The organism is Streptomyces sp. NPDC006510 (assembly GCF_040611955.1).
Lineage (GTDB): Bacteria > Actinomycetota > Actinomycetes > Streptomycetales > Streptomycetaceae > Streptomyces.
This window is the reverse complement of the sequence record NZ_JBEXPH010000090.1, coordinates 1-15,235: the sequence shown is the minus strand read 5'-3', so window position 1 is coordinate 15,235 and position 15,235 is coordinate 1. Positions and strand designations below refer to the sequence as shown.

Here is a 15,235-nt window from a genome sequence, read left to right as displayed (position 1 = left end):
CCGGTCTAGAAGACGACCAGCGCCCGTCCGCCCCTGCCCGCGACCATGTCGTCGAAGGCGGCGGGGATCTGGTCGAGCGCGATGTGTCCGGTCACGAGCGCGCTCAGGTCGAGGCGGCCGGCCCGGACGTGCCCGGCCAGCACCGGGAGGTCCTTCGCCGGGTCGGAGTTGCCGTAGACACAGCCGGACAGCGTGCGGCCGAAGTGGAAGATCTCCAGGGCGTTGAAGGTGACCTGCTGGTCCTTGCCGCCGATGCCGACGACCGTGGTCCGGCCGCCGCGGCGGGTCGACTCCCAGGCGGTACGGATGGTGGCGGCGCGGCCCACGCACTCGACCGCGACGTCCACGCCCTGCTTGCCGGTGAGGCCGCGGATCTCGCGCGCGGTGGTCCCGGACGCCACGACGTAGTCCGTGGCCCCGGCCTTGCGGGCCAGTTCCTCCTTCTCCGCGGAGACGTCCACCGCGATGATCTTCGAGGCGCCGGCGATGCGGGCCGCCTGAATCGTGGCGAGGCCGACCCCGCCGACGCCGTACACGGCGACCGTCTCGCCCTCGCGGACCCGTGCCGAGTGGTGCACGGCGCCGTATCCGGTCAGGACGGCGCAGCCGAGGAGGGCCGCGTCGGTGAGCGGGACGCCGTCGGGGGCCCGCAGGACACAGTTGGCGGCGACCACCGTCTCCTCGGCGAACGCGGCGACGTTCAGGCCGGGGTGGAGGTCGCTGCCGTCGTCGGCGCGGTGCGCGTGGACGGCGCCGGCTCCGGTGAGCGCGTCGGCGCACAGCCAGACCTCGCCAAGCGAGCAGGCGTGGCATTTCCCGCACGCGGGCGCCCAGTTGAGGACGACCCCGTCACCGGGCGCGACATGGGTGACGCCCTCGCCGACGGAGACGACGGTGCCGGCGCCCTCGTGGCCGAGCACGGCGGGCACGGGCACCCGCATCGTGCCGTTGGTCAGGGACAGGTCGGAGTGACAGACCCCGGCGGCGGTGAGCCTGACCCGGACCTGGCCGGGGCCCGGCTCGGGCAGCTCGATCTCCGTGATCTCCAGGGGAGAGCCGACGGCGGGCAGTACAGCGGCACGGACCATGATGCGCGGAGCTCCTAGAACTGGAGGGACTTGGTCTGGAGGTACTCGGACAGGCCGTGCGCGCCCAGCTCGCGGCCGACGCCGGACTGCTTGTAGCCGCCGAACGGGGCGAGCGGGTTGAACCGGCCCCCGTTGATGTCGACCTGTCCGGTGTCCATCCGCCGGGCGAACGCCACCGCCTCGGCCTCGTCGCCCGCCCAGACCGCGCCCGCGAGGCCGTACACGGTGCCGTTGGCGATGCGCAGGGCGTCGTCCTCGTCCTCGTAGCGGATGAGCGAGACGACGGGGCCGAAGATCTCCTCCTGGGCGATGGTCATCTCCGGGGTGACATCGGCGAACACGGTCGGGCTGACGAAGTAGCCCTGTTCGCGCGGGGCCTCGGGGCCGCCCGCGACGAGGCGGGCGCCCTCCGCCACGCCCTTCTCGATGTAGCCGCGCACCCGCGCGTGCTGCTTGGCGTTGACGAGCGGGCCGATGCGGTCGCCGTACTTGGCGGCCGCCTCCGCGGCGAGTGCGACCGCCTCGTCGTACTGCGAGGTGTGCACCAGCATCCGGGTCCAGGCGCTGCACGTCTGGCCGGAGTTGCCCATCACGTTGGCGATGCCGACGCCGACGGCCCTGGCCAGGTCCGCGCTCGGCAGGATGACATTGGCGGACTTGCCGCCCAGTTCGAGGGCGACCCGCTTGACGGCCGCGCCGGCCGTGGCGCCGATCCGCCTGCCGACGGCGGTGGAGCCGGTGAACGAGACCAGGTCGACGCCGTCGTGCTCGGCCAGGGCCTGTCCGGCGACCGGGCCGAGACCGGTGACCAGGTTGAACACGCCTGCGGGGACGCCCGCTTCGTGGACCGCCTCGGCGAAGATCTGGGCGGTCAGCGGGGTGTCCTCGGCGGGCTTGAGGACGACCGTGCAGCCCGCCGCGAGCGCGGGGGCGACCTTGGCGACGATCTGGTGCAGCGGGTAGTTCCACGGGGTGATCGCGCCGACGACGCCGACCGGCTCGGCGTACACGGTGGAGTTGCCGACCTTCTCCTCGAAGGCGTAGGAGGCGGCCAGCTCGGCGTACGAGCCCGCCACCAGGATCGGTACGCCCGCGTGCACCGCCTGCGAGAAGGGCAGTGGCGCGCCGAGTTCGGCGGTGACGGTCTCGGCGATCTCGTCCTTGCGGGCGACGAGCACATCGCGCAGGGCGGCGATCTTGGCGGCACGGTCGGCGGGCGCGGTGGCCGCCCAGGCCGGGAGCGCGGCGCGGGCGGCCCGTACCGCGGCGTCGATGTCCTCGGCCCCTCCCGCCGGGACCTCGGCGATGACCTGTTCGTCCACCGGGTTCACGACGGCGATCGTGTCCCGTCCTGCGGCGGGCCGCCAGGCCCCGTCGATGTACAGGCCGTCGTGGGGCTTCATCGCTGTTCCTCCCTGACACGGTTGCGGACGAGGTCGTCCGCCACCCAAACTAGCGCTGTTAGTTTTTGGGCGCCAGAGACGCCCGTCACGCCAGGGGCTGCCGGCCGAGTTCCCCCTGCTCCGCACCGGGGTTCTCGAACTGGGTGCGGTACAGCTCCTCGTACCGGCCGCCCGCCGCGAGGAGTTCGTCGTGCGTGCCCCGCTCCACGATCTGCCCGTTCTCCACGACCAGGATGAGGTCGGCCGCCCGTACGGTGGAGAGCCGGTGGGCGATCACGACAGCGGTACGCCCGGCGAGCGCCTCGGTGAGCGCCTCCTGGACGGCCGCTTCGGAGGTGTTGTCCAGGTGGGCGGTGGCCTCGTCGAGGATGACGACGCGCTGGCGGGCCAGCAGCAGCCGGGCGATGGTCAGCCGCTGGCGTTCGCCGCCGGAGAGCCGGTAGCCGCGTTCGCCGACGACGGTGTCGAGCCCGTCGGGCAGCGAGGCGACGAGACCGTCCAGGCGTGAGCGGCGCAGCGCGTCCCAGAGGTCCTCCTCGGTGGCCCCGGGGCGGGCGAGCAGCAGATTGGCGCGGACCGACTCGTGGAAGAGGTGGCCGTCCTGGGTGACCATGCCGAGAGTGTCGCGCAGGGTGTCGGCGGTCAGGTCGCGTACATCGACGCCGCCGATGCGTACCGCGCCCTCGTCCGTGTCGTACAGGCGCGGCAGCAGTTGGGCGATGGTCGACTTGCCCGCGCCGGACGAGCCGACGAGCGCCACCGTCTGGCCGGGTTCGGCGCGGAAGGAGATGCCGCGCAGCACTTCGTCGCCGCCTCGGGTGTCGAGGCTCGCGACATCCTCCAGCGAGGCGAGCGAGACCTTGTCGGCGGAGGGGTAGCCGAACCGCACCCGGTCGAACTCGACGGAGACCGGACCGTCCGGGACCGCCCGGGCGTCCGGCTTCTGGTCGATGAGCGGTTCGAGGTCCAGGACCTCGAAGACCCGCTCGAAGCTGACGAGCGCGCTCATCACCTCGACGCGCGCCCCGGCGAGTGCGGTGAGCGGTGCGTACAGCCGGGTCAGGAGCAGGGCCAGGGCGACGACCGCGCCCGCGTCCAGCTGCCCGCGCAGTGCGTAGAACCCACCGAGCCCGTAGACCAGGGCGAGCGCCAGCGCGGACACGAGAGTGAGGGCGGTGATGAACGCCGACTGGGCCATGGCCGTACGTACGCCGATGTCACGTACCCGGCCGGCTCTGACGGCGAATTCGGCGGACTCGTCGGCGGGGCGGCCGAAGAGTTTGATCAGGGTGGCGCCGGGTGCGGAGAAGCGCTCGGTCATCCGGGTTCCCATCGCGGCGTTGTGGGCCGCGGCCTCCCGCTGGAGCCTCGCCATCCGGGTGCCCATCCGGCGGGCCGGCAGCACGAACACCGGCAGCAGCACCAGGGCGAGCACGGTGATCTGCCAGGAGATGGAGAGCATGACGCCGAGCGTGAGCAGCAGCGTGACGACGTTGCTGACGACGCCGGACAGTGTGTTGCTGAAGGCCCGCTGGGCTCCGATGACGTCGTTGTTCAGGCGGCTGACGAGCGCACCGGTGCGGGTCCGGGTGAAGAAAGCGACCGGCATGCGCTGCACATGGTCGAAGACGGCGGTGCGCAGATCGAGGATCAGGCCCTCGCCGAGATTGGCCGAGAGCCAGCGGCTGACCAGGCCGAGCGCTGCCTCCGCGACGGCGATCACGGCGATGAGGAGGGACAGCCGGGTGACGGTGCCCGACTCCTTGCCGATCACGATGGCGTTCACGACACGGCCGGCGAGTACGGGGGTGGCGACCGCGAGCAGCGCCGTCGCCACGCTCAGGATCAGGAACAGGGCGACCCGGCGCCGGTGCGGGCGGGCGAACGCGGCGATGCGCCGCAGTGTGGTCCGGTCGAAGGGGCGTCGGTCCGCTTGCGCGTTCATGACGTTGTGGAGCTGTGTCCACGCGGTGGTTTCCATGCTCATGGGAGGAACGTACGACCTCCAGCGGACTTGAGGTCAACGGCCGGGTCCCGGCGGCAGCAAGGTGACAGGTGCGGCAGGGGTCAGACACGGTTCCGGCCGGCGGGGCGCCGCGGGGGCCGGGGGGCCGGTACGGGCACCGCGGCACCGGTCTTCCGGGCCCGCCGCCCGCCCCGTACGCCCAGCCCCGCCGCCGCGAACAGGAGGGCGCCGAGCATCACGAACGGTGCCGCGGTGCCCGCCACCCCGGCGATCGGACCGGCGGACGCGGGGGCCGCGACCTGCCCCAGGCGGTTTCCGGTCAGCCGGAGGGCGAGCGCGGTGGACCGGGCCTACGGTGGGGCGGCCTGGACGACGGTGGTCATCGAGAGCGGCTGCCCGACCCCGAGGCAGAAGCCGAGCACGGCGACCATCACTGCCAGCACGGCCACGGGGACGGGCAGGGCGATGCCCGCGCAGAGGACGCCGCCCAGCAGACAGGTCGTGGTGAGCAGCGCCGTGCGGCCGAGGACCCGGAGCATCGGGGTCATCACCGGGCGGCAGGCGATGGTGGCGGCGGCGGCGCGCACCCGGCCGTGGTCGGTCCGGCGCCCCAGCGGGACGGCGGCGAAGAGCGGGAGGAGCGCGTACACCCCGGCGATCACGCCGATGGCGCGCTCTTCCCCAGGCTCTCAACTGCGTTCGAGCAGGGGAGACCCCATTCGCCGAGCGAAAGAGCCCGGTAGGAGACGGCGGGCCGGGCCATCGACACCGCCCCCGCGAAGGCGAAGGCGATGACGAGGCGCAGCAGCCAGCTCCTGCCGGGCTCCTGGACGGTGCGCACGGTCAGATGATGCCGAACAGGAGTCCGGCGCCGAGCACCACCAGCGAGGTGAGCGCCGCCCACTTGACGGTGAACCTGGTGTGGTCGCCGAATTCGACCTTCGCCATGCCGACGAGTACGTAGACCGCCGGGACCAGCGGGGACGACATGTGCAGGGGCTGGCCGACCAGGGAGGCGCGGGCGATCTCCAGCGGGGAGACACCGTGGGCGGCACCCGCCTCGGCGAGCACCGGGACGACCCCGAAGTAGAAGCCGTCGTTCGACATGAAGTACGTCAGCGGGATGCTGAGGATGCCGGTGACGATCGCCATGTGCGGGCCCATGCCGTCGGGGATCGCGCCGACGAGCCAGTCGGCCATGTGCTCGACCATGCCGGTGCCGGAGAGGACGCCGGTGAAGACGGCGGCCGCGAAGACCATGCCGGAGACGTTGAGGACGTTGTCGGCGTGCGCGGCGATCCGGGCCCGCTGGTCGGGCATGTGGGGGAAGTTGACGGTGAGGGCGAGGGCCGCGCCGAGCAGGAAGAGCACCGGGATCGGCATCAGTTCCATGATCATCGCGGTGAGCAGGGCGATGGTGAGGCCCGCGTTGAACCAGTAGAGCTTGGGGCGCAGGGTGGCCCGGTTCGGGTCCAGGCCCTTGAAGCCCTCGTCCCCGTCAGCGTCCGCGTCCGTGTTCTCCGCCGCGTCGCCGCCCGCACCCGTGCCCGTACCGGCTCCGCCGGAGTTCTTGTGGGTACGGTCGCTGCCGCCGCCCGCCCCGACGAGCACCGTCTCCGGCTCCGCGGCCGTCTCGGTGGCCAGCACCTCGTCCAGGGTGAGCATGCCGAGCCGCTTGCGCTCGCGCCGGCCCAGCACGACGGCGAGGAGCAGGACCGCGCCCAGTCCGACGCCGAGCGCCGGGATCATCGGGACGAAGATGTCGCCCGCGTCCAGCTTGAGCGCGGTGGCGGCGCGGGCGGTGGGGCCGCCCCAGGGAAGGGTGTTCATGACGCCGTTCGCCGTGGCGGCGACACCGGTCATCACCACCAGGCTCATCTTGAGGCGCTTGTAGAGCGGATACATCGCCGAAACGGTGATCATGAAGGTGGTGGAGCCGTCGCCGTCGAGGGAGACGATGGCGGCGAGCACGGCCGTACCGACGACGATCCGCATCGGGTCGGCCTTGCAGAAGCGCAGGATGCCCCGCACGATCGGGTCGAAGAGGCCGACGTCGATCATCACGCCGAAGTAGACGATGGCGAACATCAGCATCGCGGCGGTCGGGGCGAGATTGCCGACGCCTTCGATGACGTAGTCACCGAGCTTCGCGCCCTGCCCGACGGCGACGCAGAACAGCGCGGGGATCAGGACCAACGCCGCGATCGGCGACATCTTCTTCATCATGATCAGGACCAGGAAGGTCGCAATCATGGCGAAGCCGAGGATTGTCAGCATGTGGATACCTATCGCTCACCCTTGAACTCCCACCGGACTCGGCGGTGCGGATGACGTTAGGGCGCGGCTCGCAGCGTTAACAAGATGTTGACATGCGAGCAATACGAGCAAAACCCCAGGTCAGCGCAGGGATCACGGCGTGGGCACAACCGGCGCCCCCGCTGGCGCGCCGGTCGCCGCCACGGGCTCGGTCGTCGCGGCGGGGGTCACCGTCACGGATCCGGGGCCGGAGCGGTCCGAGGTCGATGCCGTGCGGATGGTCGAGCAGGCGCTCCAGGGTGAGGCCGTCGGGGTCGGCGCCGAAGCCCTCGCCGTACCGGGCGCCGGTGACCCTGGTCCCCTCGACGGTGAGGCCGAGTCCGCAGGTGGCCTCGCAGAGAGGGCAGATGCGCGGCGGTACGGGGGCTGCTGGGGTCGTGCGACATGGGCCCTCCCCGGGGCGGCGACAGCGGTGGCGCGCGCACGTGGGCCAGCACGGCGAGCGTACCGACCGGTACGCACGGCGGGGAGGTGTTGTCGCGACGAGGCTGCCGGGGACGGCCGGACGGTGCCGCGCGGTCAGTCCAGGACGCGCGCCAGATAGGCCCGCAGCAGGACGCGGGTCTCGGCGACGATGGCCTGGTCGCCCGACGGGTCGGCACGGAAGGCGAGTTGGAGGAGGGCGTCGGCGGCCTCGACACAGATCAGGACGGTGCGCAGCAGATCCTCGTCGGGGGCGCGGCCGAGGTGTCCGGAGAGCAGTTCGATGAGCCGGCCGGCGACCCGCTGGTTGGCGTCACGGGCGGGGTCGTCCTCGGGGGCCGGAGCACCGAAGTCGACGAGGGCGAATCCGGCCACGGAGCGCTTCATCGCCAGGTACTCGTCCAGCACGGCATCGATGGCGCTGCGCCAGTCGGCGGTCGGGATGACCGCGAGGCGGGCGGTGATGCGCTCGGCGTAACTGTCCAGATTGCGCCGGGCCAGCGCGTCGGTCAGCGCGCGCTTGTTGGAGAAGAACCGGTAGACGGAGCCGATGGGGACCCCGGCACGGATGGCCACGGCCCGGGTGGACAGCTGCTCGTAGCCGGTCTCGTCGAGGAGTTCGGCGCAGGCGTCGAGTATCCGCGCGAGGCGCTCGGCGCTGCGCTGCTGCACGGGGGCGCGGCGGAGGTTCGTGTTCGCATGGGGCACGGGCTCCATGATGCCGTGGCTCTCCTCTCCGGCGGACGTCCGGTGGGTCGACGGGCGGGTGGCCGGTGGGTTCCGGTGCGGACGGCGGGGCGGCGGCCGGTGGGCTCCGGTGCGGACGGCGGGGCGGCGGCCGCCGGCCCCCGGGTGGTTCTCACGCGATGAGCAGCGACAGCCCGCCGGTGGTGTACGTGATCATCAGTACCAGCAGCGGGAGTTGTCCCGCGACGGCGCGGCCGGGCGGGAAGAGGCGCACGGACCGGTCGTGGGCGGCGATGACGCCGAGTACGTGGCCGAGGACGATCGCGGCGACCTGGAGCGTGGCAACACCGCCGGGGCCCAGCGGCGACTCGGGCGGGACCGGACTGTCAGTGCCGGATGCCATCATGACCGTGCGTGGGCCTTCGGTGACGAAGAGTGTGAAGTAGTGGGCGATGAGATAGCCGAGGGCGATCGGGACCAGCGAGTGCGCGAAGGCGGTGAGGGGGTGGCGCAGTTGACCGGAGATCAGCCGGACGGCGCCGGCACAGAGGGCATAGAGGGCGGCGACGAGGGCGACGGCGCCCAGGAGTCCGAGCGTGGCCGCGGTGGTGCGGCCCAGGGGTGAGGTCTGGACGGTGCTGATCCAGGACGGGGCGTCGGAGAAGCCGTCGTAGGCGGTGGAGCCGAGCATGACGCAGACGGTGGCGACGAGTCCGGCGGTCTGCGGGGTGGCGTCGAGTCCGTTGAACGGGGAGCGGAGCACGAGGCGGCGGTCGGCGGGGCGGCGGCCGAGTGGCGAGAGCCGGGCGAGCAGCCCCGAGTAGACCTCGAAGGCGTCCGCCCGGTCGAACCATCCGGCGCCGTGGCGGGCGGCGCCGGCGAGTTGGGCGGCGGTGTGGACGGAGAGGAAGATCAGGAGGGTGGTGGTCGACGCGGGGTCGGGGGCGACGAGTTCGAGCCAGGTGAAGGCGAGGAGCCCGGCCGCGGCGGGCCACAGGCCGAGCCGTTCGGGAAGGGGGCGGCCCACGGCGGGGTCGCGGCCCAGTGCCCGGCATGCGAGGAGGTGGACGGTGCGCAGCGGGTTGATCAGCCGCCAGACGGGACCGAGGAGGAGCGATGCGGGCACCAGCCCGACCCAGAGGAGTACGTATACGGCGCCGGGGCCCGGGTTGCGGTCCGGGTCGTCCGGGCCGAGGAGGAGGCTGAGCATGACGTACAGGGCGGCGGCAAGTCCGAACGCGCGCAGGGCGATACGGGTGGGGCGGCCGTCGGCGAGGCGCTGGACGGCGGACGGCAGCGGGCGGCCCGCCCGGTCGCCGCGGAACCGGGAGGCGGACCAGAGCAGGCCGAGCGCCAGGAAGGAGATGAAAAGCGCGGCAAAGGCCCCGGCGAAGGCGTAGAAGGGCGACAGCGGCAGGTCGTGCTGGGCGCCGATGCCATGGGCGAGGACGCTCACCGTACGACGAGTTGGGTCAGGAGCAGGTCGGACTCATGGGTCTCGACCTCGAAGAGCCCACTGCGGTCGGCGGTGAGGGTCAGGGTGACGGTCCTGCCCGCGGGCAGCCGGGCCTCCTTGTCGTAGCCGTGGACATGGAGGGTGTCGGCACGGTCGCTGCGGACCCGCAGCTCGATGGTCCGGCCCTTCTTGATCTCGGTGCGGCCGGGTTCGGGGCTGACCCTGCCGTACGAAATGACGATCTCAAGTGTCTTGTCGGGACGGGGTGTCGGGGGTCGCGGTGTCGCGGAGCCGGTTGCCTCTCCGGACGGAGTGGCGAGGGAGGTGGTGGCCTGGACGGGAGCGGAGTTCACGGCCCAGGCGGTGTGGTCGTCGGCGTAGAGGCGTGCGGTGAGGCCGGTGCCGCCGCCGGCACCGCGGACCAGGGAGGCGGGGAGGTGGAACCATGAGCCGTAGACGCGGGCGAGGGGGCGGCCGTCCAGGAACAGCCGGGCGTGGCCGCGCCCGAGGAGGGCGGCGCCGCCCACGCTGTCCGGGGTGAACCTGAAGTTCCGTACGGAGAGGTGGACGTTCCACCCGTCCTCGGAGTCCGGCCGGACGGCGACCGTCACCGCGGGGGCGCCCTCGGCGTCGACCTGGCGCAGCCGGTTGCCGGATCCGTCGTCGGCGGTGAGCAGCCGGCCGACGCTGCCGCCGGCCTGCTCATGGCTGGTGCCGGGTTTGTGATGGGTGGTGGCCCGCCCGCCGCAGGCGCTCGCACCGAACACGAGGGCGCCCGCGGTGAGCACGGTGACGGCGGCGGTGACCGGCCGGGTGGGCCGCAGCGGTCGGCGGAAATGCATCACGATCCGTCTCCTTCCGGGGCGGGACCCGAAGCCGGGGCAGAGGTCGGGGCAGGGGCAGAACTCGGGTCCGGGGCCGGGTCCGGAGCCGTCTCCGGCCTGTCCCGGTCGCCGTGCCGGGCCGCGGCGACCACGGCCCACACCACCCAGACCACGCCGAGCAGTCCACGCACCCAGGCCGGGCTGAGCGGAATCCACGGGATCATGAACACCGCCTTGTCCACGGCGTCCAGCAGGGTGAGCGCACCCAGCACCACCGTGGTCCAGCCCAACCAGGGCCGCTCCCTCCGGAGCACAAGACCGATGCCGGTCCACCACACCCCCGTCAGCAGCAGCGCCAGCGCGGGCACATAGGAGGCGGCCAGCCCCATCGTCGATCCGGCCACATCGAGCCCGAGGCCGATCACACCGACCCCCGTGACCACCGTGGCGAGCCGGCTGCCGCGCAGTCTGCGCCACCACAGCACCCCGCCGACCAGCGCGAGCACCACCGCTACCGCCAGCGCCACCTGCACCTCGATGCGCTCGATGCCCCGCGCCCCGTACCAGTCGCAGCCGGCCGGCAGCCGGCGTGCCTGCACGTTGTAGTCGGCGCAGACGAGCAGTTGGGCGAGCTTGACCGGTTCGCCGACGAGCCGGTCGGTGCGTCCGGACACCGCGCCGCGCTCGGAACCGCAGGCGGGCAGGGCGCGTGGCGAGGACGGCCCGGTGTCCGGCTGCCAGCAGTTGCTCTCGCCCTGGCCGTCCCACCAGACATCGGTGCGGTTGGGCCGGGAGTTGCCCGCCTTGTCCTTGCCGAGGTGGTTGCCCGCGTACCGGTTGTGGTGCGAGGTGTCGGCCTGCTTGGACAGCGCGCCCTCACCGCGGATGAAGGCGGGGACGGCGGTGAGGAAGAAGGCGGCGCGCCGCTGCCCGTAGATCCAGTTGTTCTCGTACAGGTTCCAGTTGCCGCCCGCGGTGATGATGCCGGAGCCGGGCGGCATGGAGATCTGCGGGCAGACGACCCCGTCCTCGTAGCCCCGGTCCACGGGCGGTTTGGCGCAGGTGCCGTCGGCGACGTAGGGGTAGTAGTCGGCGTTGTTGTCGTGGATCAGATTGCGTTCGAAACGGGCGTGGTTCTGCGGCAGTCCGGGGTGGCCGGGGAAGGCGCTGTCCATCGAGGCGCCGCCCATGTTGTGGTCGAACTCGTTGTCGTGGACATAGACGGAGTCGCCCGCGGTGCCGGAGTAGCCGACCATGTTGTGGTGGCTGCGGCAGCCGGTGATCTCGATGGAGTAGCGCGGCACGTCGTAGCCGTACGCGTCGTTGATGTTCGACGCGCTGCCGGGGTAGATGCCGGAGTCGCCGTTTCCGTACGACTCGCAGTTCTTGTACAGCCCGTGATCGCTCGCGAAGGTCAGGAAGCCGTACTCGTCGTTCCACCGGGTGAGGACGGAGTCGATGACGAAGCCGTCCTGGGCCAGGACGTACAGGGAGTTGAAGGTGGTGCGCTGGGCGGTGAAGTTCCGGAAGTAGATGCCGTCGGAGCCGTCCGCGCGGATCGCGTTGAGTTTCTGGTACTTGGCGTCGACGACCACGTCCGTGCGCTCGGCGCCCGTGCCCTCGATCTGGAGGTCCTTCTTGCCGAGGATCGCCACCAGGTTCTGGTTGTGCGGACACCGCGCCTGCTGCGCGTACGACAGGATCTGGTAGCCGAGCCGGGAGTTGGGCGCCTTCAGCCGGGCGCACTCCCCCGTCGGCTTGGGCAGCGAGGGCTCCTCCTCGTACAGGCCCGGCAGGATGGCGATGTTCATGCCCGGCCGGTCGACCGCGTCGACGGCCTGTTGCAGATGGCGGTAGCCGGACTTCCGGCACCGTTCGAAGAGCTTCAGGTTCCGGGTCCGCAGCCCGTCCGGGAAGCGGGACACCCGGCGCTCGAAGTCCGCCCGGTCGCTCTTGCAGACCAGCAGATCGGGTTCGCCGGTGCGGTACACGGGGACGCTGCCGGTGCCGTCGGGCAAGGTGACCGGACGTTCTTCGTGCGCCTGGGCGGCCGGGGCCGCAAGCAGGGCGGCGGCCAGCGCCGCCAGGACCACCAGAAGTCTTCGTGTCCACGACATGTGCGGGAGAGTAGAGCATTGTTCAACTTTTGGAACCCCCCTGCGCATCACGAATGCCGTTGACTCACCCCGATCCAATTCCTACGGTTACCCATAGGATTCCTTCGGCACCGGGAGCGCACATGGGCGGCATCGAGCAGGCGAGGAAAACGGCGGAGGCGCTGGAGCATTCCGCCGGTTTCGGCAATCAGCACAGCTCGGAGGCGGTAGCGGGCGCGCTGCCGCACGGCCGCAACTCCCCCCAGCGCGCACCCCTCGGGCTCTACGCGGAGCAGCTGAGCGGCTCGGCCTTCACCGAACCGCGTGCCCACAACCGCCGTTCCTGGCTCTACCGGATCCGTCCGTCGGCCGCGCATCCCCCGTTCGTCCGTATCGACAACGGGGCGATCCGGACCGCCCCGTTCACCGAATCCGTGCCCGACCCCAACCGGCTGCGCTGGGATCCGCTCCCCGAGCCCGCGGCCGGTACGGACTTCCTGGCCGGCCTGTGGACCCTCGGCGGCAACGGCGACGCGACGCAACGCACCGGCATGGCCGTGCACCTCTACCACGCCGATTCGTCCATGACGGACCGGGTGTTCAGCGATTCGGACGGCGAGCTGCTGATCGTCCCGGAGCGCGGCGGCCTGCTGCTCCGTACCGAACTGGGCCTGCTGCGCGCCGAACCGGGCCACATCGCGCTGATCCCGCGCGGCGTCCGCTTCCGTGTGGAGCTGCTCGACGCCACCGCCCGCGGCTATGTGTGCGAGAACTACGGCCAGCCCTTCGCCCTCCCCGACCTCGGCCCGATCGGCGCCAACGGCCTGGCGAACGCCCGGGACTTCCTCGCCCCCGTCGCCGCGTACGAGGACGACGACCGCCCGGTGGAGGTGGTCAACAAGTTCTGCGGGAACCTCTGGTCGGCTACCTACGACCACTCGCCGCTCGATGTGGTCGCCTGGCACGGCAATCACACCCCGTACGTCTACGACCTGCACCGTTTCAATGTCATCGGCTCGATCAGCTACGACCATCCCGACCCGTCGATCTTCACGGTGCTGACCTCGCCGTCCGACACCCCCGGTCTGGCCGGTGTCGACTTCGTCGTCTTCGCGCCGCGCTGGCTGGTCGGCGAGGACACCTTCCGGCCGCCGTACTTCCACCGCAATGTGATGAGCGAGTACATGGGCCTGATCGAGGGCGCGTACGACGCGAAGACGGCCGGCAAGGGCGGTTTCGTCCCGGGCGGCGGCTCGCTCCACAACATGATGTCGGCGCACGGACCGGACCGGGAGACCTTCGACCGGGCCAGCGAGGCGGAGCTGAAGCCGCAGAAGATCGACGACGGCCTGGCCTTCATGTTCGAGACCCGCTGGCCGGTGACGGCGACGGGGCAGGCGGCGACCGCCGGACATCTTCAGCACGGCTACGACGACGTGTGGCAGGGTCTGAGCCGCAACTTCAGGCCGTAGGCGACACCGCCGCTCCCGCCCCCGGCCCGATCCGAACGAAAGGCCCCAGGTGCCTCAGACGCCCGAGATCTCCCCGGGGCCCGCCTTCGCCCCCGACTCGCTGGTCCTGAACCGCAAGCTGCCGCTGTGGTACCAGGTCTCGCAGTCGTTGCGCGCCTCGATACTCGGCCGCGCCAAGGACGCCTCGGCGCGGCTGCCGACCGAGGAGCAGCTCGCCGCGCACTACGGCGTCAGCGTCCTGACCATGCGCCAGGCGCTCAAGGAGCTGGAGACGGAAGGGCTGATCAGCAGGCACCGGCGGCGCGGAACCTTCATCGAGCCGCGCGCCCGCCGGGTGTCACCGGTCCGGCTGCTGGGTTCGATCGATGCGATCGTGGCCCAGCAGTCGGGCGAGCGGGCCTCCGTGCTGGGCCACGGCCCGGTCGCCGTGCCGGGGGACCTCGCCGAGCACTTCCCCGACTGCGCGGAGGTGGTCAGCTACCGCCGGCTGCGCCGCGACGGGGACAGCGACGAACCCACCAACTGGGCGGAGAACGTGGTGCGTCCCGAGATCGCGGCCCGCCTCGACGTCGCCGATCTCGAACGCTGGCCGATGACCAAGGTGCTGCGCGACCGGGTCGGCGTCCGCATCGCACGCATCACCGACACGGTCGAGGCGCGCCTGGCCGACCCGGCCACCGCCGAGCTCCTCCAGGTCCCGCTGCTGAGCCCGATCCTGTTCTACACGGGCGTGACGTACGACGAGAGCGGCCAGGTCGTCGACGTGGCGCAGATCCGCTACCGGGGCGACCGGTTCGCCTTCTCGGTCACCGTGGAAGCGCACTGACGCACTGCCTCGCGCCGCACGGGCGCGGCTACGATGCCCGGGAAGGCGGGCGGACGTGGCGACGGGGAGGACGACACGGTGGCAGCACGGGCGGCGGGCGGCTCCGGTGACGGCCAGGACGCGGGCGCCCCGCTCCTCGACGACCTCATGCCCTGGTCCGTACGGCCGCTGCGCACCGGCCGCCCCTGGGTGATCGCCCCCGACGCCGCCTCCCTCAGAGCGCGCTGGGAGCGACTGGTACGGGCCCCGGCCGGCGAACGCGAGCGGCTGTTCCGGGCGACCCGTTCCCGTACCCCGCAGACCCCGGTGGCAGCGCTGCCCGGACAGGCGACCGGCACCGGCCGGTTCGCCCGCGAGGAGGGACCGTGCCCCGAGCCGGTACGGATCGCGCACGGCCCGTTCGACGAGCAGTGGCTGCTCCCCGACCACCGGCTGATCGATGCCGCCCGCCCCGAGCTGTGGCGGGTCGCCGACGGGCACCAGCTCTTCGCCGTGGAGCACGGGTACGTGCCCCAGGACACCGGCCCCGCCCTGTCCGTGACGGCGCTGTTGCCGGACGGCCACTCCCCCGCGGGCCGGCCCGGCCGGATCCGGCCGCTGTACCGGCGCCCCGGCGGCCCCCCGCCCAAACATGCCCCCCGGCGGCGCGCCCACCCGCGCGCCCGCCCCGCGGGCGCG

The 15,235-nt window shown here is 72.1% G+C and carries 11 protein-coding genes and 2 pseudogenes; 3 read left to right on the top strand and 10 right to left on the bottom strand.

Annotation, left to right across the window (positions count from 1 at the left end; all coding sequences use genetic code 11):
• Positions 1-5 precede the first annotated feature (5 nt).
• From ABZY11_RS25055 to ABZY11_RS25010, 10 genes and pseudogenes are all read right to left on the bottom strand, one after another.
• Complete coding sequence (locus tag ABZY11_RS25055; RefSeq protein WP_356481283.1) at positions 6-1,088, bottom strand: Zn-dependent alcohol dehydrogenase; 1,083 nt, start codon at positions 1,086-1,088, stop codon at positions 6-8.
• A gap of 14 nt (positions 1,089-1,102) precedes the next feature.
• Complete coding sequence (locus ABZY11_RS25050) at positions 1,103-2,491, bottom strand: aldehyde dehydrogenase family protein (RefSeq protein WP_356481282.1); 1,389 nt, start codon at positions 2,489-2,491, stop codon at positions 1,103-1,105.
• 85 nt (positions 2,492-2,576) lie between these two features.
• A complete protein-coding gene (locus tag ABZY11_RS25045) occupies positions 2,577-4,478 on the bottom strand; it encodes an ABC transporter ATP-binding protein (protein WP_356481281.1) in 1,902 nt (633 codons plus the stop codon).
• Between the two features lie 80 nt (positions 4,479-4,558).
• A pseudogene (locus ABZY11_RS25040) lies at positions 4,559-5,220 on the bottom strand (MFS transporter).
• Between the two features lie 80 nt (positions 5,221-5,300).
• On the bottom strand, positions 5,301-6,734 hold the full coding sequence (locus ABZY11_RS25035) for a citrate:proton symporter (protein ID WP_356481280.1): 1,434 nt from the start codon (positions 6,732-6,734) through the stop codon (positions 5,301-5,303).
• 217 nt (positions 6,735-6,951) lie between these two features.
• Positions 6,952-7,050: pseudogene (locus ABZY11_RS25030) on the bottom strand (oxidoreductase, molybdopterin-binding protein); the annotation flags it as partial.
• Between the two features lie 242 nt (positions 7,051-7,292).
• Positions 7,293-7,913 (bottom strand): TetR/AcrR family transcriptional regulator, encoded by a 621-nt coding sequence (locus tag ABZY11_RS25025; RefSeq protein WP_356481279.1) that lies wholly within the window; start codon positions 7,911-7,913, stop codon positions 7,293-7,295.
• A 142-nt stretch (positions 7,914-8,055) separates the two neighbouring features.
• The gene (locus tag ABZY11_RS25020) at positions 8,056-9,339 is read right to left on the bottom strand and encodes a hypothetical protein (RefSeq protein ID WP_356481278.1); all 1,284 of its coding nucleotides are present in this window, start codon (positions 9,337-9,339) and stop codon (positions 8,056-8,058) included.
• A complete protein-coding gene (locus ABZY11_RS25015) occupies positions 9,336-10,181 on the bottom strand; it encodes a hypothetical protein (RefSeq protein WP_356481299.1) in 846 nt (281 codons plus the stop codon). Before ABZY11_RS25015 ends, ABZY11_RS25020 begins: the two co-directional genes overlap by 4 nt.
• Positions 10,181-12,280 (bottom strand): right-handed parallel beta-helix repeat-containing protein, encoded by a 2,100-nt coding sequence (locus ABZY11_RS25010; protein ID WP_356481277.1) that lies wholly within the window; start codon positions 12,278-12,280, stop codon positions 10,181-10,183. The genes ABZY11_RS25015 and ABZY11_RS25010 overlap by 1 nt, the downstream gene beginning before the upstream one ends.
• 122 nt (positions 12,281-12,402) lie before the next feature.
• On the opposite strand from ABZY11_RS25010, the gene hmgA reads away from it, so the two are divergent.
• The 3 genes from hmgA to ABZY11_RS24995 all read left to right on the top strand — a co-directional run.
• Complete coding sequence (gene hmgA / locus ABZY11_RS25005) at positions 12,403-13,731, top strand: homogentisate 1,2-dioxygenase (protein WP_356481276.1); 1,329 nt, start codon at positions 12,403-12,405, stop codon at positions 13,729-13,731.
• Positions 13,732-13,780: 49 nt separating this feature from the next.
• Entirely contained in the window at positions 13,781-14,557 is a 777-nt protein-coding gene (locus ABZY11_RS25000; protein WP_356481275.1) for a GntR family transcriptional regulator, read from the top strand.
• A 78-nt stretch (positions 14,558-14,635) separates the two neighbouring features.
• The coding region (locus ABZY11_RS24995) for a type ISP restriction/modification enzyme (RefSeq protein ID WP_356481274.1) at positions 14,636-15,235 on the top strand (600 nt) is incomplete at its 3' end.